General features: G+C 48.6%; 18 protein-coding genes. 15 read left to right on the forward strand and 3 right to left on the reverse strand.

The features are described from left to right. The 12 genes from gspD to RBK99_RS05240 all read left to right on the forward strand — a co-directional run bounded on the left by gspD (window position 1) and on the right by RBK99_RS05240 (window position 11,192). The gene (gspD, locus tag RBK99_RS05185; RefSeq protein ID WP_317503579.1) at window positions 1-2,085 is read left to right on the forward strand and encodes a type II secretion system secretin GspD; all 2,085 of its coding nucleotides are present in this window, start codon (window positions 1-3) and stop codon (window positions 2,083-2,085) included. Continuing rightward, on the forward strand, window positions 2,078-3,562 hold the full coding sequence (gspE, locus tag RBK99_RS05190) for a type II secretion system ATPase GspE (protein ID WP_317503580.1): 1,485 nt from the start codon (window positions 2,078-2,080) through the stop codon (window positions 3,560-3,562). Before gspD ends, gspE begins: the two co-directional genes overlap by 8 nt. Before the next feature lie 3 nt (window positions 3,563-3,565). Beyond that, on the forward strand, window positions 3,566-4,792 hold the full coding sequence (gspF, locus tag RBK99_RS05195; protein WP_317503581.1) for a type II secretion system inner membrane protein GspF: 1,227 nt from the start codon (window positions 3,566-3,568) through the stop codon (window positions 4,790-4,792). A gap of 2 nt (window positions 4,793-4,794) precedes the next feature. After that, window positions 4,795-5,232: a type II secretion system major pseudopilin GspG gene (gene gspG / locus RBK99_RS05200; RefSeq protein WP_317503582.1), complete on the forward strand. Its 438-nt coding sequence runs from the start codon at window positions 4,795-4,797 to the stop codon at window positions 5,230-5,232. Then, entirely contained in the window at window positions 5,207-5,776 is a 570-nt protein-coding gene (gene gspH / locus RBK99_RS05205) for a type II secretion system minor pseudopilin GspH (protein WP_317503583.1), read from the forward strand. The genes gspG and gspH overlap by 26 nt, the downstream gene beginning before the upstream one ends. Then, the gene (gene gspI, locus RBK99_RS05210; RefSeq protein WP_317503584.1) at window positions 5,776-6,168 is read left to right on the forward strand and encodes a type II secretion system minor pseudopilin GspI; all 393 of its coding nucleotides are present in this window, start codon (window positions 5,776-5,778) and stop codon (window positions 6,166-6,168) included. The genes gspH and gspI overlap by 1 nt, the downstream gene beginning before the upstream one ends. After that, on the forward strand, window positions 6,158-6,841 hold the full coding sequence (gspJ, locus tag RBK99_RS05215) for a type II secretion system minor pseudopilin GspJ (RefSeq protein ID WP_317503585.1): 684 nt from the start codon (window positions 6,158-6,160) through the stop codon (window positions 6,839-6,841). The genes gspI and gspJ overlap by 11 nt, the downstream gene beginning before the upstream one ends. After that, window positions 6,831-7,814, forward strand: a complete 984-nt coding sequence (gene gspK, locus RBK99_RS05220) for a type II secretion system minor pseudopilin GspK (RefSeq protein ID WP_317503586.1) — start codon at window positions 6,831-6,833, stop codon at window positions 7,812-7,814. Before gspJ ends, gspK begins: the two co-directional genes overlap by 11 nt. 3 nt (window positions 7,815-7,817) lie before the next feature. Further along, window positions 7,818-9,038 carry a type II secretion system protein GspL gene (gspL, locus tag RBK99_RS05225; RefSeq protein WP_317503587.1) on the forward strand — a complete coding sequence of 407 codons (1,221 nt, stop codon included), beginning with the start codon at window positions 7,818-7,820 and terminating at the stop codon, window positions 9,036-9,038. Beyond that, window positions 9,035-9,553 carry a type II secretion system protein M gene (locus RBK99_RS05230; RefSeq protein WP_317503588.1) on the forward strand — a complete coding sequence of 173 codons (519 nt, stop codon included), beginning with the start codon at window positions 9,035-9,037 and terminating at the stop codon, window positions 9,551-9,553. Before gspL ends, RBK99_RS05230 begins: the two co-directional genes overlap by 4 nt. Then, on the forward strand, window positions 9,550-10,296 hold the full coding sequence (locus tag RBK99_RS05235; RefSeq protein WP_317503589.1) for a type II secretion system protein N: 747 nt from the start codon (window positions 9,550-9,552) through the stop codon (window positions 10,294-10,296). Before RBK99_RS05230 ends, RBK99_RS05235 begins: the two co-directional genes overlap by 4 nt. A 77-nt stretch (window positions 10,297-10,373) precedes the next feature. Continuing rightward, complete coding sequence (locus tag RBK99_RS05240; RefSeq protein WP_317503590.1) at window positions 10,374-11,192, forward strand: mechanosensitive ion channel domain-containing protein; 819 nt, start codon at window positions 10,374-10,376, stop codon at window positions 11,190-11,192. 60 nt (window positions 11,193-11,252) lie between these two features. Here the strand turns inward: RBK99_RS05240 and RBK99_RS05245 are convergent, their stop codons facing one another. Both RBK99_RS05245 and RBK99_RS05250 read right to left on the reverse strand, forming a co-directional pair. Then, the gene (locus tag RBK99_RS05245; RefSeq protein WP_317503591.1) at window positions 11,253-12,521 is read right to left on the reverse strand and encodes an O-acetylhomoserine aminocarboxypropyltransferase/cysteine synthase family protein; all 1,269 of its coding nucleotides are present in this window, start codon (window positions 12,519-12,521) and stop codon (window positions 11,253-11,255) included. Next, on the reverse strand, window positions 12,518-13,426 hold the full coding sequence (locus RBK99_RS05250) for an alpha/beta fold hydrolase (protein WP_317503592.1): 909 nt from the start codon (window positions 13,424-13,426) through the stop codon (window positions 12,518-12,520). Before RBK99_RS05250 ends, RBK99_RS05245 begins: the two co-directional genes overlap by 4 nt. A gap of 153 nt (window positions 13,427-13,579) precedes the next feature. Between RBK99_RS05250 and xseA the strand changes: the two genes are divergently transcribed. The 3 genes from xseA (at window position 13,580) to RBK99_RS05265 (ending at window position 16,684) form a co-directional block, all read left to right on the forward strand. Further along, a complete protein-coding gene (gene xseA, locus RBK99_RS05255; RefSeq protein ID WP_317503593.1) occupies window positions 13,580-14,890 on the forward strand; it encodes an exodeoxyribonuclease VII large subunit in 1,311 nt (436 codons plus the stop codon). Between the two features lie 75 nt (window positions 14,891-14,965). Further along, window positions 14,966-16,273, forward strand: a complete 1,308-nt coding sequence (locus RBK99_RS05260) for an alkaline phosphatase (protein WP_317503594.1) — start codon at window positions 14,966-14,968, stop codon at window positions 16,271-16,273. A 66-nt stretch (window positions 16,274-16,339) separates the two neighbouring features. After that, entirely contained in the window at window positions 16,340-16,684 is a 345-nt protein-coding gene (locus RBK99_RS05265) for a DUF4870 family protein (RefSeq protein WP_317503595.1), read from the forward strand. 82 nt (window positions 16,685-16,766) lie between these two features. Here the strand turns inward: RBK99_RS05265 and RBK99_RS05270 are convergent, their stop codons facing one another. Then, window positions 16,767-17,945, reverse strand: coding sequence for a DcaP family trimeric outer membrane transporter (locus RBK99_RS05270; protein WP_317503596.1), 1,179 nt, complete (start codon window positions 17,943-17,945; stop codon window positions 16,767-16,769). Window positions 17,946-18,110: the final 165 nt, after the last annotated feature.

An 18,110-nucleotide genomic window follows, 5' to 3' on the forward strand; every position in this document is an offset into this window, starting at 1 on the left:
ATGACAGTGGCAAAGAGTGGCTTAAAAGCGTGGCTGGGAGCCCTGGGCTTGGCGTTAACATTGATGAGTGCGCCATTAAGCAGTGAAGAATACGCCGCCAGTTTTAAGAATACGGATATAAACGAATTCATTCAGGTGGTTGGTCGTAATCTGGGTAAAACCATCATTATAGACCCGAACGTGCGGGGCAAAATTGATGTCCGCAGTTACGACGTGATGAATGAAAGCCAGTATTATCAGTTTTTCCTTAATGTGCTTGAAGTCTATGGCTTTGCTGCGGTTGAGATGGACTCTGGGGTACTTAAAGTTATTCGTGATAAAGACGCAAAAACGTCTTCTCTTCCGGTTATCGGCGGTGATACGCAGTTGCTGGGTGATGCGATGGTGACCCGGGTTGTTCCTGTCGAGAACGTGTCAGTAAGAGAACTGGCGCCGTTATTGCGTCAGTTAAATGACCAAAGCGGCGGTGGCATGGTGGTCAGTTATGATCCGTCAAACGTCATTATGATGACCGGACGTGCTGAAACGGTACAGCGATTAGTCGAGATTATCGAAAGAGTGGATCGGGCCGGTGATCAAGATGTCGACATGATCCACCTGGAGTACGCATCGGCAAGCGAAATAGTCCGTATTGCTCAGTCTCTATTCGAGAAAAATGCTGAAGGTGTTCCCGCGTTACTTATTCCGAAAATTGTTGCTGATGAACGGAGTAATAGCGTCATTGTCAGCGGAGAGCCTCGGGCAAGAGCGCGGGTGGTTAAGCTGATTAGACAACTCGACCAGGATTTAAAAACGGAAGGGAATACGCGTGTTTTTTACCTGAAATACGCTAAGGCGCCGGATGTGGTTGAGGTGCTAAAAAATGTCAGCAACTCTATTCAGGCGGAAGTAGAGCAACCAGGCGCTGCGGGTGCTAACCAACGCCGCTCGGGTAACAATGATACGGTCAGTATTAGCCCTCACGAACCAACCAATTCAGTTGTTATTACTGCGCCTCAGGACATGCTGGCGTCGCTGGAAAAAGTGATTCATGATCTCGATATTCGCCGGGCACAGGTGCAGGTTGAAGCCATTATTGTGGAAATTATGGAAGGCGACGACATTGACTTTGGTGTGCAGTGGATAAGTGAAGATGGCGGTATGGTGCAGTACAGCAATGGCAATCAGGTGCCTATTGGTAGTCTGGCCGCCGGAGCCTACCAGGCAAGAGAGAGACCCGGTACAACAACAACGCGCATAACCGATGGTGGCGTAGAAGTGACGACAACTGAACCGGATGAACCTGGCGATATTTCTTTGTTGGCCAATTTGTTAGGGTCGGTTAATGGCATGATGTTCGGCACCATTCAGAATGACTGGGCGGCCGTAGTGCAGGCAGTGACCCAGGATACTAACTCCAATATTCTGGCAACACCCAGCATTGTTACCTTAGATAACGAGGAAGCGAGCTTTTTAGTAGGGCAGGAAGTGCCGACAATTACCGGCTCGACCACAGGAGACAGCAACGAAAACCCGTTCCAGACAGTGAATCGAAAGGAAATTGGGATTAAATTGAAAGTGACGCCTCAGATCAACGAGGGAAATGCTGTACAAATGCTGATAGAACAGGAAGTGTCCAGTTTAAGTGGAGCAACCTCTGTCGATGTCATTATTAATAAGCGTGAACTGAAAACAACGGTTATGGCGGACGATGGCGAAACCATTGTGTTAGGCGGCTTAATTGATGAAGACGTGCAAGAGTCCGTATCGAAAATTCCCCTGCTGGGCGACATTCCAATTTTGGGTCGACTGTTCAGCTCTACGTCGACGTCGACGCAGAAGCGCAACTTAATGATTTTTATCCGTCCGACAATATTACGCGACGGCAGCCGTATGCGTGAATTAAGTTCAGCGAAATACAACTACATGAGAGCCTTGCAACTTGATGAAAGAGCTCGTGGTGTTTCACTGATGCCAACTAAGGATTCTCCGGTTTTGAAAGACTGGGACAGCGAACTGACTCTGCCTCCGGGGTTTGATGAGTACATGAAAAACCAAAACAAAGAAAAGGCAGACGGACAGAACAACGGGCAAGAAAATGACTGAAATCAGTGCCATTGCGACAACCCGGCTCCCCTTTAGTTTTGCCAAACGTTTTGGCGTTGTGGTTGAACATGGTGACCCTATGGTTTTGCACTGTCGCGCCGGTATTTCCCCTTCTGCGCTGAGAGAAGTCAGGCGCGCTATGGGGCAGGCGGTAAAAATTCAGGAGCATGCGGCGAGTGAATTTGAAAGCTTACTGACCCGGGCATACCAACGAGACTCGTCCGAAGCTAAGCAACTGATGGAAGACATTGGTAATGAGTCCGATTTGTTCTCATTGGCCGATGAACTCCCACAAACGGAAGACTTGCTCGAAAGTGAAGATGACGCGCCTATTATTAAGCTGATTAACGCAATGCTGAGTGAGGCGATAAAAGAGGGTGCGTCGGATATCCATATCGAAACCTTCGAGAAAGCCTTGCTGATTCGTTTTCGGATTGATGGCGTACTGCGTGAAGTGCTGCGGCCGAATCGTAAGTTATCCTCGTTGTTGGTGTCACGCATCAAAGTAATGGCGCAATTGGACATCGCTGAAAAGCGGGTGCCTCAGGACGGTCGTATTTCGTTATTGATAGCGGGTCGTGCGGTTGATGTGCGAGTTTCCACCATGCCTTCAAACCATGGGGAACGGGTGGTGCTGCGTTTGCTGGATAAGAACAATGCCCGACTGAACCTGACTGAGTTAGGTATGACGGATGCGAATCGGAAGATATTTCAGGAACTGATTTATAAGCCGCATGGCATCATTTTGGTCACCGGGCCGACAGGGTCAGGTAAAAGTACAACCTTGTATGCAGGGCTGAGTGAAATTAACTCAAAAGACCGCAACATATTGACCGTAGAGGATCCCATCGAGTATGCCATTGACGGCATTGGTCAGACTCAGGTTAACCCGCGGGTTGATATGACCTTTGCTCGCGGGCTCCGCGCAATATTGCGACAGGACCCTGATGTGGTGATGGTGGGCGAGATCCGGGATGTTGAAACGGCACAAATTGCAGTGCAGGCCTCGTTAACCGGGCATTTGGTTCTGTCGACGTTGCACACCAATACCGCCGCGGGTGCTATCACTCGTCTGGAAGACATGGGCGTAGAACCTTTCCTGCTGTCTTCGAGTTTGCTGGCCGTATTGTCTCAGCGTTTGGTGCGGACTCTGTGCAATGAATGTAAACAGCCCCACCAACCCGATGACGAAGAGAAAAGAATGTTAGGGCTTGGTGCTGCAGATGATGCGGTTATTTATCGTTCCGGGGGCTGCGAACGGTGCAATGAAACAGGCTATCGCGGCCGGACGGGTATTCATGAGTTGTTGGTCGTGGATGACCATGTGCGTGAACTGGTTCACAATGGCCATGGCGAGCAGTCAATCGAAAAATATATTCGCCAGTCGACTCCGGGTATTCGGCATGACGGCTTAGAAAAAGTACTGAAAGGCAAAACAACGCTGGAAGAAGTGCTGCGGGTTACCCGCGAGGAGTAAAGGGTGGCGGCATTTGAATATCAAGCTGTTGAGGCTAACGGCAGAAAGAAAAAGGGCGTCCTGGAAGCAGACACCGCAAGGCAAGTACGTCAGTTATTGCGTGAACAAGGGTTAATGCCGCTAACCATAGAGCCTGCGGCTGACAGAGACCGAAAACAAACGTTACGGCCTCGTTTCGGGTTACCTCAGCGTAAGGTAAAAGCGCAAGACTTAGCACTTATTACCCGTCAGTTATCAACGCTGGTGAGCTCAGCGCTTCCTATTGAACAAGCCTTGTTAGCGGTTGCGGATCAGACCGAAAAGCCACGCTTAAAAAAATTGCTCATGTCGGTGCGTAGTAAGGTTGTCGAGGGGTATGGCCTGGCTGAAGCGATGTCAGATTTTCCCGGTGTCTTCGACTCTTTGTACACCGCGATGGTTGCTGCCGGCGAAAAATCAGGGCATTTAGATACGGTGCTGGATGAGTTGGCAAACTACACTGAGCAACGGCAGCACATGAAAAGCCAGCTAACCCAGGCCCTTATTTATCCGTTAATGCTGACTTTGGTGGCTATTGGAATTGTTGTTTTTCTTCTGGTGTCCATTGTGCCGCAGATAGTCGAAAACTTCTCAACCATGGGCCAGGAGTTGCCACCAACAACGCTGGCGATGATAGCGATCAGTCAATTTTTACAGGACTGGGGGTTATGGCTTCTGATAGCACTTGGTTTGGCGCTTGTGATTTTTAACCAATGGCTCAGAAACGAAAAGAATCGTCTGAAATATCATCGTTGGCTGTTAAAACTTCCGATGCTGGGTAAGGTCATAAGAGGGGTGAGCACGGCTCGCTTTGCCAGAACCTTAAGCATTTTAACCTCATCGGCGGTTCCGTTGCTTGATGGGCTGCGTATTACCTCATCAGTAATTGGTAACTTGGCAATACGGCAAGCAGTGGATGAAGCTGCAGACCGTGTTCGCGAAGGTTCATCCATGCGTGGGGCTTTACAGGAAACCGGTTTATTCCCGCCAATGATGTTGCATATGATAGCGGCGGGTGAGAAGTCCGGTGAACTGGAACAAATGCTAAAACGCTCAGCGGATAATCAGGACAGAGAGTTTGAAAGTTTGGTTTCAATTAGTCTTAAGGTGTTTGAGCCCGTGCTGATTGTCACCATGGCAGGGATAGTATTCTTTATTGTGCTGTCTATCATTCAACCCATTTTACAATTAAATAATAGTGTAGGGCTTTAGCTATGAGACGTAATCAAACTGGTTTTTCATTAGTCGAAGTAATGGTAGTAATTGCTATTATCGGCATTTTAGCAACCATGGTGTTACCGAACGTGTTAGGTAACCAGGAAAGAGCAAATGAACAAAAAGTCATTGCCGACCTTGTTGCTCTGGAAAATGCGTTAGCGCAATACCATCTGGATAACGGAATGTTTCCAACTACCGAGCAAGGCCTGCAGGCGTTAGTAAGTGAGCCGAACTTAGATCCTCAACCGCGCAGTTATCGCAGTGGTGGCTATATTCGTCGTTTACCGCAAGACCCTTACGGTAACGAGTATCTGCTTCTGAACCCAGGTCAGTATTCCGATGTCGACATTTTCTCGCCAGGTCCGGACGGGCAACCAGGTACCGAAGACGACTTTGGCAACTGGATGATTGGCAACGACAACCGTGATCAATAAGCGTTGCTTGCGTGGTTTTACCCTAATTGAAATTATGCTGGTGATGGCCATTCTTGGTCTTATTGCCAGCTCAGTGATGTTGACTTTACCGGGGGGAGAGCGAGGCGCAGACTCCCCTCACAACGCCGCTGTTACCTTACGTCAGCAGTTGAATTACGCTCGCGAATACGCCATGGTCAGGCAACAGCCCGTTGGATTAAAATTTGAACAAAGCGGCTATAGCTTCGTTTTTTGGAAGGACGAGCAGTGGCAGCAAGATAACGTCCGCGGGTTACGTGGACAGCAGACTGAAGAGATGTTGCGCTGGACCTTTCGTAGCCAGGGTTTAAAAATACTGGAACAAAATGACTCATTAAATACCGGATTGTTTTCAGAAGAAACGGATGAGGACCACGTTGTTCCAGATGTTCTTATTCTACCCAGTGGCGAAATGACACTATTTACCGTGCGCATTGAACACCTGGATGATCCCGAGGCTGAACGTTGGCTAACTGCTGAGAATAGCTGGTTAATCAGTATATCGGCGGAGGCCCCGGAGTCGTGATGTCGCAATTACGAGGGTTTACGCTAATTGAGGTTATGGTTGCCTTATCCATATTCGGTTTGGCTGCATTAGCAGCGCTGCAATCGGCTAGCGGACATTTAACGGGTCTCAGTGCGTTACAAAATAAAACCTTCGCTCAGTATGTGGCGTCTAACCGATTGGCTGAAATTTCACTAGCGGAGCAATGGCCAGTAGAAGACAAGCGTAAAGGCCAGCAAAAACAAGCCGGAGTAACTTGGTATTGGCAACAGAGCGTGACCGAGACCGTCACCCCTGACGTAGTTGCGATAACGGTGAAAGTAATGAGAGAGGAAGGGGGACGTGAGCACTTTCGGTTAACGCGTTATTTGCGCAAGCCCGATGCTGCGGGGGAGTCTTCTAATGGCCGTTAGCCGCACAGCGCAAGGTTTTACGCTGGTAGAAGTGTTGGTCACTATGGCGATTTTTGCCATTATTGGCATTGCCAGCTTTCAAGTGCTGAATCAAATGGTCCACACAGAAGAGCAATCTGAGCAGATACGAGAGCGGCTGGAACGTGTGCAGTTCAGTCAGCTGCTAATGCAACAAGACATACGGCAGATGGTGGCTAAGCCAACGCGTCCTTCCGGTCTTGAGGTGACCCATCAGTACGTGAGTAACGATCCCGAGTATTTTGATTCTGACAGTGGTGTATTGGCGTTTGTCAGAACTGGATTTGATAATCCCGGTAACATTATGCCCCGAAGCGAGCTAAAGCCAGTTGTTTACAGGTTGCGGGACAAAAAGTTACAGAGAGTGACGCAAACCTTTGTTAATGATCGCTCATCTGAACCGACGGTTCAGACCCTGCTGGAGAATGTGACAGAGCTTTCATTTCGGTTTTACCAAGGTGAGGCGAGCAGTAATAGCAACCAAGGTGTCGATCAGGGTTGGAGCGATAATTGGCAAAGCCAGGGGAGCCTGCCTCGAGCGGTGGAAGTGACTATTGAGAGTGAAAACCTTGGTACTATCCGCCGCATTTTTCTAATTGCCGCGGCCGGTCAGGTTGCTGTTAGCCAGGGCGAGGGCTCGCCACGTGACAATTAACCCGAATAGAGCACAACATGGTGCGGCGCTGATTACGGTATTACTGGTCATTGCTCTGGTGTCTGTTATTGCAGTGAATTTGGGTGGGAAATTGCAGCTGCAAATAACACGCATGAGTAACTTAAAGCAGGCTGAACAGAGTTACTGGATGTGGCTGAGTGCTGAAGATGTGCTGAAAGAGGTGCTGCAACGTGAGCTGAACGAGAGCGATGGCGTGGCTCACCGACAACAAAGCTGGGCGACCCGCACAGGCCCTTTTCCGGTAGAAGGTGGTCAGATAGCCGCTCAGGTGAAAGACCTGTACAGCTGCTTTAACTTGAACAGCCTGGTGAGTAACCCGGATGATCCGGGGACGCTGGAAAAACGAAAGCGACAGTATAAGGCAATGCTGCAAGCTCTGGATATTGACAGTTACCAGACAGAGATTTTAACGGATAGTCTGGTTGACTGGCTGGATGAGGACAGCAGACTATCGGGCAGTAACGGTGCTGAAGACCCTGACTATGAAAGTCTGCCCCAACCTTATCTGGCTGCGAATAGCCAATTGCTCGATATAAGCGAGCTGAGGATGGTACGCGGTTACAGCACTAAAATAGTGAACGAATTGAGCTCGGTCGCCTGTGTTATTCCGAATGAAACGGAGCTCAAAGTTAATATTAATACGCTCAAACAAGAGCAGGCCGCTGTTTTAGCTGCAGTGACAGAAGGTAAGTTGTCGCTGAATGATGCTGTTGCATTAATAAATGACAGGCCTGAGCGTGGCTATGAATCGGATGAAGCCTTGTCGGAATTAGCTGGGCTAGCAACGGTTCGATCGGAGCTAAATAGTGAATTGCCAGAATTGACGGTAAACAGTGAGTATTTCCAACTGGTTGCGATGATCCAATGGGGTGACGTAGAAATGAAGGCTCGCTCGGTATTACACTTAAATAATGGTCGAGTACAGACATTGTACCGGGCGATGGGAGACTAGGTTATGAATGAAATATTGATTCTGAGGTTGCCGGCGCAAGGCACCGATGAGCCCATACCTTGGCTGGTCTGGCATAAAAGGCAACAAGAACTGATAGCGAGTGGCGAGCTAGCCTCTATCGCTGAACTCGACCAACTAAAAGAGAAGGCGAATCGCTGCGAAGTGATTGTGGCTTTGCCGGGGCAGGATGTCTTGTTAACCAGGGTAACCCTACCTGCGGGAACGAAGCGACATCTCCAACGCATTATTCCTTACGCTCTGGAAGAAGAGCTCGCGAGTGATATTGAGCAGCTGCACTTTGCCTGGCCCGATGCGAAAGGAGACAAATTACCCGTTGCTGTTGTGGCAAAGGAACGGATGGACGCGTGGTTAAAAGCGCTTTCTGATGCCGGGATTGAATCAGCCTATTGGATACCTGACTGTTTTCTCCTGCCCTATCAGGAAGACGTTTGGCAAGCGATAGAGTTAGGTGACAGCGTTATTGTCAGAACAGGAGCCTGGCAGGGCTTTACGGTAGACAAAGAACAATTTGCAGAGTTAGCTCCGGCCTTGGTTGCGGAGCAGGATAACCCCACCGAAATTGTCCATTATGGAGCATTGAACTGGCCACAATCACCGGCGCCATTAGTGGCTGCTGACATTGAAGTCCCATTTACCATTGCGGCACAAAATGTGGGGGGTGCAACAGAACTGAACCTGCGCCAGGGGGCGTATCGCTCACAACGAGCGAAGCGTTCGGTTGATTTGCCGTGGCGGGCATTTGCCGCAGCGGCCAGTGTTCTTTTTATTTTGGCGGTGTTGCTAAACGGCGTCCGTTACTGGCAACTGGAGTCTCAGCGTGAGGTTTTGAATGCGCAGGCTGAAGCGCTCTACCGCGACGCTTTTCCAGGGCAGACACGTATTGTGAACTTAAAAGTTCAGTTGCAACAACAACTGGATCAACTGGGTTTGGGGAGCTCAGACGAAGCCTCGGTGCTCAGTGTGCTGCAGCAGCTTGCCCCGGCGTTTAAATCTCAACCCGAATTGCAGCTCGAATTACTGCGTTTCCAGAATAACGAACTGCGACTGCAGGCAACGGCCAATAGCTTTTCTCAATTTGAAGCGTTCCAGCAGGCGGTAAAAGCCGAAGGATTAGGAATTGAAGCCGGACCAATGAATAATCGGGGGAACCGAGTGTCGGGCTCTTTAACGGTAAAGCTTGATGAACAGGGGGCTCAATCATGAGTGAAATAAGACGTCACCTGATGCCTTACCTTAACTTAGGGAAGCAGCGTTGGGCGCAATTTAATCAGCGAGAGCAAAGGTTATTAGCCGCATTGGTGGGTGTTCTGTTCATAGCGATACTCTACTTCTTTATTTGGCAGCCGAGTCACCAGGCGGTGTTAAATGCTGAGCGAAGACTCGACGCGCAGCAACAGCAATATCAGTGGGTTCAGCAGACTATTGCCCGCTATAAGCAGCTGCAAGCCAACAGCGCAAATCAGGAAGGAGCTTCCGGGTCGGTTAGCCAACGCATTAACCGAGCTGCGGCCGCACAGGACATTGAAATTTCCAGGTTGCAGCCACAGGGAGAAGAGTACTTGTTAAGTGTCGACGAAGTGGCTTTCTCAGATTTATTGAAATTTTTGTCTGAGCTGGAACAACGACAGGGGTTAGCGTTAAGCGCGGTCGATATTGCAAAATTAAATACTCCAGGCCAAGTGCGCCTGCGTAAGTTACTAGTAAGAGAGGCTTCATGAATTTAAAACGCTGGATACCCTGGTTAGTTGTCGTGTATCTGGTGGCCATGTTGGTCATGCTGCCGGCCCGTGTCATTTATTGGTTCCCGCTGCCTGATAACGTTCGGCTTTCTCAGGTTAGCGGTAGTTTGTGGCAGGGGGTTGCGGGACAGGTTGTGGTCGATGGTATGGTTTTTAATAATCTTAGCTGGGATTGGCAGGTTTCTTCGATCTTTTTGGGAGAGCTGGTCGTTGACGTTAATTTGCCTGACCAGAATAATCCGCTGGCCTTTAGTGGCAGGCTGCTGGCGGGGTCGACAAAAGTGGGCGCAAAAGATGTCACTGCCCGGGGCGATTTAAGTGCGCTATTGCAGTTAGTGGGCACTCGCTTACCGCTAAAAACCGATGGTGAATGGAATCTGTCAGTAGACACCTTTGTGGTGACAGCGCCAGGCCCGGTACGCTGGTGTGATGAACTGCAAGGGAACGCAAAAGGCGAACAAATTCGTGTTCTGATAAACAATCAGTGGCAGTCGTTAGGTAACTTTCCCGTTGAATTGGGATGCAGCGACACTAACGCGGTTAGCTTGACGATGAGCGGTGACAACAGCCTTGGTCTGGAATTTAATGGCCGTATCAATAGCCAAAGTTTTCGTGCTGAAGGAACGGTTAAACCAACACCAAGAACCCCCGAAGGTCTAGCCAAAATGATGCAGTACATGGGAACACCCGATTCCCGGGGCCGCTATTCGTTCCGTTTGTGATCTCACTTGCGGGCAAACACGTTTACAATTACTGTAATAAATAACTCATTTAAGCTTTTGCGGAATAAGGAACTTGTATGGATAGCATTGTTCAATGGATTAATGATAACCAAGACATGCTGATTGGCTTCTCAATTAAATTTATCATCGCAATTGCGATACTCATTATTGGTAAAATCGTAGCGAACGCTGTGACCGGCGTAATGACCAAGAATATGCGTAAGCGTGAAGTTGATGGTGCTGTTATCAGCTTTGTCGGCGCTATTTTGAAGACCGTCATTTTTATCGCGGCAATTATGATGGCGCTCTCTCATGTTGGTGTTGAAACGACATCCTTTATCGCCATATTAGGTGCTGCTGGTTTGGCAATTGGCCTGGCTTTGCAAGGCTCACTGTCCAATATCGCATCCGGTGTATTACTGATCATGTTCCGCCCAATTCGGGCCGGTGAATATGTTGACGCAGGTGGTGTTTCGGGAACCGTTGAGCAAATTAATATCTTTCAGACGATTATGAAAACGCCGGATCGCAAAGTGGTTTTCGTGCCCAACTCTGAAATTATTGGCGGACCGATTATTAACTATAATCGCGAAGAGCTGCGCCGTATCGACTTGGTTATTGGCGTTAGCTACAGTGCCAATTTGCAACATACTAAGAAGGTATTGATGGACGTTATTACCAGCGATGAGCGCGTGTTGGAAGACCCTGAACCGGTCGTCACCGTGACCAATCTAGGTAATTCATCGGTCGATTTTAATGTGCGTCCATGGACCAAAAACGAAGATTATTGGCCTACCCGCTGGGACTTGCTAGAACGTATTAAGGATCGTCTGGATGAGGAGGGTATTGGTATTCCCTTTCCCCAAATGGACGTTCATATGATTAAAAACGATTAATAGCGTTTGTTTGAAAAAGGCCACTACAGCTTTGCTGCGGTGGCCTTTTTTTATTGGGTTTTAAGTCAGTGCTTGCGTGATATCAGCAATAATATCTTCTATATTTTCAATACCGACACAAAGCCGTATGGCTTCCGGTTTTACACCAACCGCTTTTTGTTCTTCTTTTGAAAGCTGCCTGTGAGTGGTCGACGCCGGATGGCAGGCCAGTGACTTGGCGTCACCAATATTGACCAGGCGTTTAAACAATTTCAGCTTATCGTAAAAGGTCACGCCAGCGTCGTAGCCACCTTTCACACCAAAAGTGAGTAAGGAAGCGGGCACCGTATTTTTAATGTATTTTTTTGCCAGCGAATGGTTGGGGTGCTCCGGAAGCGCGGCAAAGTTCACCCACTCAACTTGCGGGTGAGTTTTTAAATATTCAGCTACTTTCAATGCATTGTCGCAGTGACGTTCAATGCGTAAAGAGAGTGTTTCTAACCCTTGTAATAAGAGAAACGCATTAAAGGGGGACAGGCAGGCACCAGTATTACGCAGCGCAACCGTACGCACGCGGGCAATAAAAGCCGCCGGACCAAACGCCTCGGTATAGACAACGCCGTGGTACGCTGGTTCGGGCGCGCTAAACTGGGGGAATCGTTGTTTTTCCTTAGCCCAGTCGAAACGACCACTGTCGACAATTAAACCACCGACGGAATTACCGTGTCCGCCAATGTATTTAGTCAGCGAATGCACAACAATATCAGCACCAAAATCTATCGGTTTGCAGAGTATTGGAGTCGCAACCGTATTGTCGACAACCAGCGGAATGCCGTGTTGATGAGCTACACGGGCAAACCCCTCTAAATCGGCAATGTTTCCTGCCGGGTTGCCGATACTTTCGCAATAAACGGCTTTGGTTTTGTTATCAATGAGTTTGGCAATATCGTCTGGCTTATCTGAGTCGGCGAAGCGCACATCGATGCCAAATGAAGGGAGCATATGGCGAAAGAGCGTGTAGGTTCCGCCATAAAGCTGGGGGGTACTGACAATGTTATCGCCCTGACTCGCCAACGTAATGAGGGCGTACTCAATGGCTGCCATACCAGAGGCAACGGCAAGCGATGCAACGCCATGCTCTAACTCCGCAACGCGTTTTTCCAGTACATCGTTAGTCGGGTTCATTATCCGTGAGTAAATGTTCCCCTCAACAGCAAGATCAAACAGATCCGCCCCGTGCTGGGCGTTATCAAACTCGTACGATACCGTCTGGTAAATTGGGGTGGCCACTGACTTTGTTGTTGGGTCGGTTTCATAGCCATGATGTAGGGCAAGAGTTTCGTCTTTCATGCAGACTCCAGTTGAGATTCAGTTAAAAAGTGGGTTAGCGCAGAGCGGTATTGTTCAACATTCTTGATAAAGCCGTCGTGGCCAAAAGGTGTATCGATAGTGACCCTGCCAAAATGATTAGGCAGTAATTGCTCTAATTCATTAACTAAACTTGGCGGCGCAATTGAGTCGTTATGAAAATCAATAAGCTGAACCTTTGCTTCGATTTTGGTCGGATCAATCGCGTAGTCATTGAGTATCGGTGTCAGGTGCGTGAATAAACTGCGGGAACCGTTACCGTTCTGCTTGAGTAGCTTTTCGCCCTGATACAACAAATACTCAAATGCATTATCAGCGTGGTTAAAGCGTTGCTCAAATTCCTCGGCGGTGCGATAGCTCAGCATTGCTAGTGCCCGGGCGAGAATGATCCCGGACTGTTCATCGCCGCAGCGTTGAATTAAAGCTTGCTGAAAATAGCGCAGTAGAGCGGAATGAACAGATGGTTTATGCGCTGCCCCTATCACACTCAGCGTGGATAATTCCTCCGGGTAGTCAGCCGCAAACTGTAATCCCAGAACACCCCCGAATGAGCCGCCAATCCAGGCTTGAATACTGTCAACGTGCTGTTTAAGCGCATGCCTTAATGCCTTGCTGTGTTGGGGCACGCTTAATGGTGTTGTGGGACATTCAGAGCCTCCCAGGCCGCCGAGGTAGTCAAAACTCAGCACCTGAACGTTATCGTTTTCGGCAAATAACGGATACAGAGACTGCCACCAGCCGCTCTCATCCGCTTTCCAGAGTTTGCCGGTGGCACTGATGCCCCCCTGAATAACCACAGCTGGCGCGTCGGCGCAGCCGTAGCGATAGCCTTTCACGCGCCCGAACGGCGTATCGACATAAAAACTGCGGGCAACGGATTGAACCATAGCGAACCTCACATGAGTAAATCATGCATCGACTGTAATAAATGGATAGAAAGACGTCAAGACATTTAGACGTCTAAATGTAACCTGACCTTATTTTGATACGAAATGAATGTGGTATGATTTGGCTTTAGCCTTCAGAAAAGAGTGATGTTTATGGTCTATTCGGTTAGCCAGTTGAATACTGAGATCCGCCAGCTACTTGAGCAGGGCTTCGGCCAAATTAGCCTGGTTGGGGAGATCTCAAATTTTGCCGCACCGGGTTCAGGCCATTGGTACTTCACGTTAAAGGACGAGCGCGCGCAGGTCCGCTGCGCAATGTTCCGCAATGCGAATCAGCGTGCCAAGGTGCGGCCGCAGAATGGTATGCAAGTATTAGTGCGAGCCAAAGTTACTGTTTATGAGCCGCGTGGCGACTACCAACTGATTGTTGAGCAAGTTGAAGACGCCGGCCAGGGGCTGTTGCAGCAGCGCTATGAGCAATTGAAAGAAAAGTTGTCGGCTGAAGGCTTATTTGCGGTTGAACGCAAGCGAGCGCTGCCGGAACACATTCATAAAGTTGGCGTACTGACGTCTCCGACCGGCGCTGCCGTTAAAGATATTCTGGCCGTTATGAAGCGCCGTGATCCCAGTGTTGAGGTGGTTATCTATCCCAGCGCCGTTCAGGGTGAAGCTGCTGTACCGCAATTGCAGTCTATGTTGAAGGTGGCGTTTGAACGTAATGAAGTGGATGTTCTTGTGGTCAGTCGCGGGGGCGGTTCACTGGAAGACTTATGGTGTTTTAATGATGAGATGTTTGCGCGTCTGTTAGCAACCGCACCTATGCCGACCATTAGCGCCGTTGGCCATGAAATTGACTTCACAATTGCCGATTTTATCGCGGATGTGAGAGCGCCAACACCCTCTGCTGCTGCTGAGTTAGTGACCCGTGATCAACAACAGCAATTGCAAAAAGCACGGGCATTGCAACAACGGTTAGGGTTAGCACAACAACGACTTGTGCAAAAGTTAAAGCAGCGCTGGCAGTTTTTGCAAACTCGTCTGCAACAACAACATCCGCAACGTCAGTTGCAGCAACAGTCTCAGTTAGCCGACGAGTTGCAGGCTCGTGCGTATCGAGCCCTAAAAAATAGGTTGGCGCGTGAGCAGCAACGTGTTTCCTATTTACATGGACGCCTGCAAGCGGTGCATCCGCAAAAAGAACTGCAGCGCTCACGAGAACAACTGCGTCTTCAGCAGCAACGACTCCCTTCGGTTATGCACCGACTATTAAGAGACAAACGAACTCGCCAGCAGCAATTGATGCAGTCGCTGAACATAGTCAGCCCCTTGAATACACTGGAACGCGGTTACGCTATTGTGCGTGATGAAGCTGGACAAGTGGTTCGTAGTGAGAAGCAAGTAGCGGTTGGTGACTCAATTGAAATTCGTCTGGCTGAAGGCAGCATGAGCGCTAAGCGGCAATGATTGAGCGGTTATTGTCATATTACTGACATCAGGCTTTTGCTATACTGCCGGGGTTATTTACACAGGAGTCATGGTATGAAACTTAAAGCGTTAATGGCTGGTATAGGACTGGTTTTAGCATCATCCGTGGTGCATGCAGAAGAACAGAAACCGAACATTATTTACATAATTGGCGACGGTATGGGGTTTGAATATATTTCGGCCTATCGTTATGCCATGTCGGATCTAGACAGCAAAACCATTGCTAAAACCGAATTTGATGCCCTGCTGAAAGGCGCTGCAACGACGTACCCGGATGACGACACCTGGGTGACCGACTCAGCCGCTGGCGCAACCGCTTTGGCCACTGGTGTTAAAACCTATAACGGTGCTATTGGTGTGGATGCAGACAAGCATCCTTTGCAGACCATCATGGAAATTGCCCGTGAAAATGGCTGGGCAACAGGCTCGGTTTCGACATCGCAAATTAACCATGCAACGCCAGCTTCTTTTTTTACGCATCACCCTTCACGCTATGAGTACAATCAAATAGCGGACCAAATTGCCACGCAAGTCGTTGAGGGTAAGCCATCTTTTGACGTTATGTTAGGCGGTGGTCACGCGTATTTTGAACGCAAGGATAAAAATTGGCTGGACGTTTTACCGGAACACGGCATGCAAATTGTGACCGACATGCAGCAACTGGATTCTGTGAACAACACTCCGGTAATGGGCTTATTCGCTGAAAAAGGGTTACCTCACGCTATTGATGGCAACGTTGATGCGTTGGCAACGATGACTCAAACGGCTTTGCGTTTGCTGGATAAAAAGCAACAGCCTTTCGCTTTAATGATTGAAGGCAGTGAGATTGACTGGTGTGGGCATGCCAATGATATTGCTTGTGCTGTGCACGAGATGGATAGTCTTAACCGGGCATTAAAAGTTGTGGCTGAATATCGCCGGAACAACCCGAATACGTTAGTTGTTATGACGGCTGACCACTCTACCGGCGGTCTCACCTTAGGGAGAGACGGTGAATATGCCTGGTACTCAGAGCGGGTTATGGCAATTGAAAGCTCTATTGCCAAAATGAGTGAAGAAATGCTCGCCATGGACGCAGGAAATTGGCCGCAATACGTGGCTGACAAAGTAAACTTTGAGCTCACTCAAGAGTACATTGACGAGCTAGCTATTGCTGCAGAGCAGACTGGTGAGGAGCAAGAAGACGCTCTGCACCAGGCGCTGGTTTATATAACCGGAGACATTACGGGTACCGGCTGGACAACCAGCGGTCATACCGGTGTCGATGTCCCCGTTTTTGCTGACGGACCATACAGTGACAATTTCGGTGGTTATATGGATAACACGGATATTGGTAAAGCACTGATTGAGATTGTTCGTTAAACGTAGTTAAATCGGTAATTATTGATGATGAAGTTTGGGATAAAACAACAATAAGAGGAAAGCCTTATGACAACGGAAGTGAACTCAGAACATCAGGAACTGAAGAAAATGGCACTTGTGGGGTATATTTTGTATGCCCTGAGTCTCATTATTCCTTTTGCGTCGATTGCCGCAGTTATTTTAGCCTATTTGAAACGAAGTGAGTCCCGCGGAACTTGGGTTGAAAGCCATTTTAACTGGCTTATAAAAACCTTTTGGGTAGCGGTTGTCGGAACAATTATTGGTATCATACTAATGTTTGTTGTGATTGGTTATTTCGTTTTGCTGGCGGTGACTATATGGGTTATTTACCGTGTCATACGCGGTTGGATAGCATTGTCAGAAAATAAACCCGTTATTGCTGACGTCTAATTGGCTAACGTTTAATTGAAAGTACAGATGCACAAAATACGTTTGTATCCTTGTGCATCTGTGTTCCTGTTCTTAGCTGTATTTAGAACTTATACATTGCCATGAGCTGCAGGCGGTTCAAATTGCCGTCAACCTGAGCTTCGGTTTCGCGTTCAGCTTGTGAAATTTCTGCACCAAAAGTCAGATTAGACGCTGGTGAATACATCACGTTAAATGCCAGACGTTGGGTGTATTCTGTCATATCACCAGCCAAAGCCAGCACTTCACCATCATTGTCTGCCCAGCCACGCGAGTACACTACATTAGAGCGTAGCTTTTCGGTCCAGAAATGGCGGTAAGCAAAGGATACGCCAGTTGAATCAATGGCTTCTAACTCACCATTAGCGGTAATGTATGCACCATTCCAGGTATTCAGACCCAAGTAACGACCTAAGCCTGAGCCGGTGGTTACTGATGCGCGAATATCGTCCATACCAAAGGTGTATTTGGCACCGAAGCTCACACCATAACCGAACGTTGTTTCATCATCGCCGGTTTGACTGACATCGTAGGTAAGCTGGCGTAAAAGAGCCGATGCTTGCCAGGTCAGGTTGTCCGCCTTACCGGTATACTTAAAGGTAACATCGGGAACAAATCCGTCACTTGAAATAATACGGCCACCACCAACGGGTGTTACCGTTGTTTCAGGGTTTTCAATTGACGCACTAAAATTGCCTGAAGTGTAACGGATCTGTGCCTGGCGGTTAAAGACGATACCATCTGTAATGCCGATAAAGTCGACGGACTCAGCCAAAATGTTGAGGTCCTGGAAGTTCGACCAGGTTTGACCAAAGGTCCATTTCCCATACTTCAAAAATGCATGACGCAGACGTGGGTTGTATGAGTTGGAAATGCGCTGATCACCGTCAGGGGTCAACATAAAGTCCATTTCAATATGGCCCGTTAAAGTCTCACCATTGTCTAGCTCGGTCTTACTGGTAAGAAAGAAGCGAGATTGACGGGCGTGAAAGTCTGTGACCATATCGTCACCTTCGCCACCTACCGGGGTCAGACTTGGAATGTACTGCTGGCGGGCAATGCTACCACTGGCTGGAGCCTGACCGTCCGTGTAGTCAGATACCATCATATCCAGTTTAACGAAGCCCCCGAAATCGATGTCGGTTTCGTTTGCCTGAGCTTGTGCGCCTAAGCTCATGACACCCAATACAGCGGCGCTTGCCGCCGATAAGGTGAATTTTTTTGCGATACTTGTTTTAGCCATGGTGTTTCCCCTGTCAGCCAAGTGTTCGTTTTTTTGAATGTACATTTTATAGTTATACCAAATATAAACGCTGTTAATTCTCGTTAACTGGTCAATTTTTATCAATCTAGACTATGGTCTAATAGTGTTTAAGCCCTTTAAAACGTACAACAGATACCATCTTGC

The organism is Idiomarina solivarensis, assembly GCF_033052755.1.
Classification (GTDB): domain Bacteria; phylum Pseudomonadota; class Gammaproteobacteria; order Enterobacterales; family Alteromonadaceae; genus Idiomarina.

Coding starts and splice junctions, on each gene's coding strand:
- gspD (WP_317503579.1), top strand. CDS start 1: ATGACAGTGGCAAAGAGTGGCTTAAAAGCGTGGCTGGGAGCCCTGGGC.
- gspE (WP_317503580.1), top strand. CDS start 2,078: ATGACTGAAATCAGTGCCATTGCGACAACCCGGCTCCCCTTTAGTTTT.
- gspG (WP_317503582.1), top strand. CDS start 4,795: ATGAGACGTAATCAAACTGGTTTTTCATTAGTCGAAGTAATGGTAGTA.
- gspI (WP_317503584.1), top strand. CDS start 5,776: ATGTCGCAATTACGAGGGTTTACGCTAATTGAGGTTATGGTTGCCTTA.
- gspJ (WP_317503585.1), top strand. CDS start 6,158: ATGGCCGTTAGCCGCACAGCGCAAGGTTTTACGCTGGTAGAAGTGTTG.
- gspL (WP_317503587.1), top strand. CDS start 7,818: ATGAATGAAATATTGATTCTGAGGTTGCCGGCGCAAGGCACCGATGAG.
- RBK99_RS05230 (WP_317503588.1), top strand. CDS start 9,035: ATGAGTGAAATAAGACGTCACCTGATGCCTTACCTTAACTTAGGGAAG.
- RBK99_RS05235 (WP_317503589.1), top strand. CDS start 9,550: ATGAATTTAAAACGCTGGATACCCTGGTTAGTTGTCGTGTATCTGGTG.
- RBK99_RS05240 (WP_317503590.1), top strand. CDS start 10,374: ATGGATAGCATTGTTCAATGGATTAATGATAACCAAGACATGCTGATT.
- RBK99_RS05245 (WP_317503591.1), bottom strand. CDS start 12,521: ATGAAAGACGAAACTCTTGCCCTACATCATGGCTATGAAACCGACCCA.
- RBK99_RS05250 (WP_317503592.1), bottom strand. CDS start 13,426: ATGGTTCAATCCGTTGCCCGCAGTTTTTATGTCGATACGCCGTTCGGG.
- xseA (WP_317503593.1), top strand. CDS start 13,580: ATGGTCTATTCGGTTAGCCAGTTGAATACTGAGATCCGCCAGCTACTT.
- RBK99_RS05260 (WP_317503594.1), top strand. CDS start 14,966: ATGAAACTTAAAGCGTTAATGGCTGGTATAGGACTGGTTTTAGCATCA.
- RBK99_RS05265 (WP_317503595.1), top strand. CDS start 16,340: ATGACAACGGAAGTGAACTCAGAACATCAGGAACTGAAGAAAATGGCA.
- RBK99_RS05270 (WP_317503596.1), bottom strand. CDS start 17,945: ATGGCTAAAACAAGTATCGCAAAAAAATTCACCTTATCGGCGGCAAGC.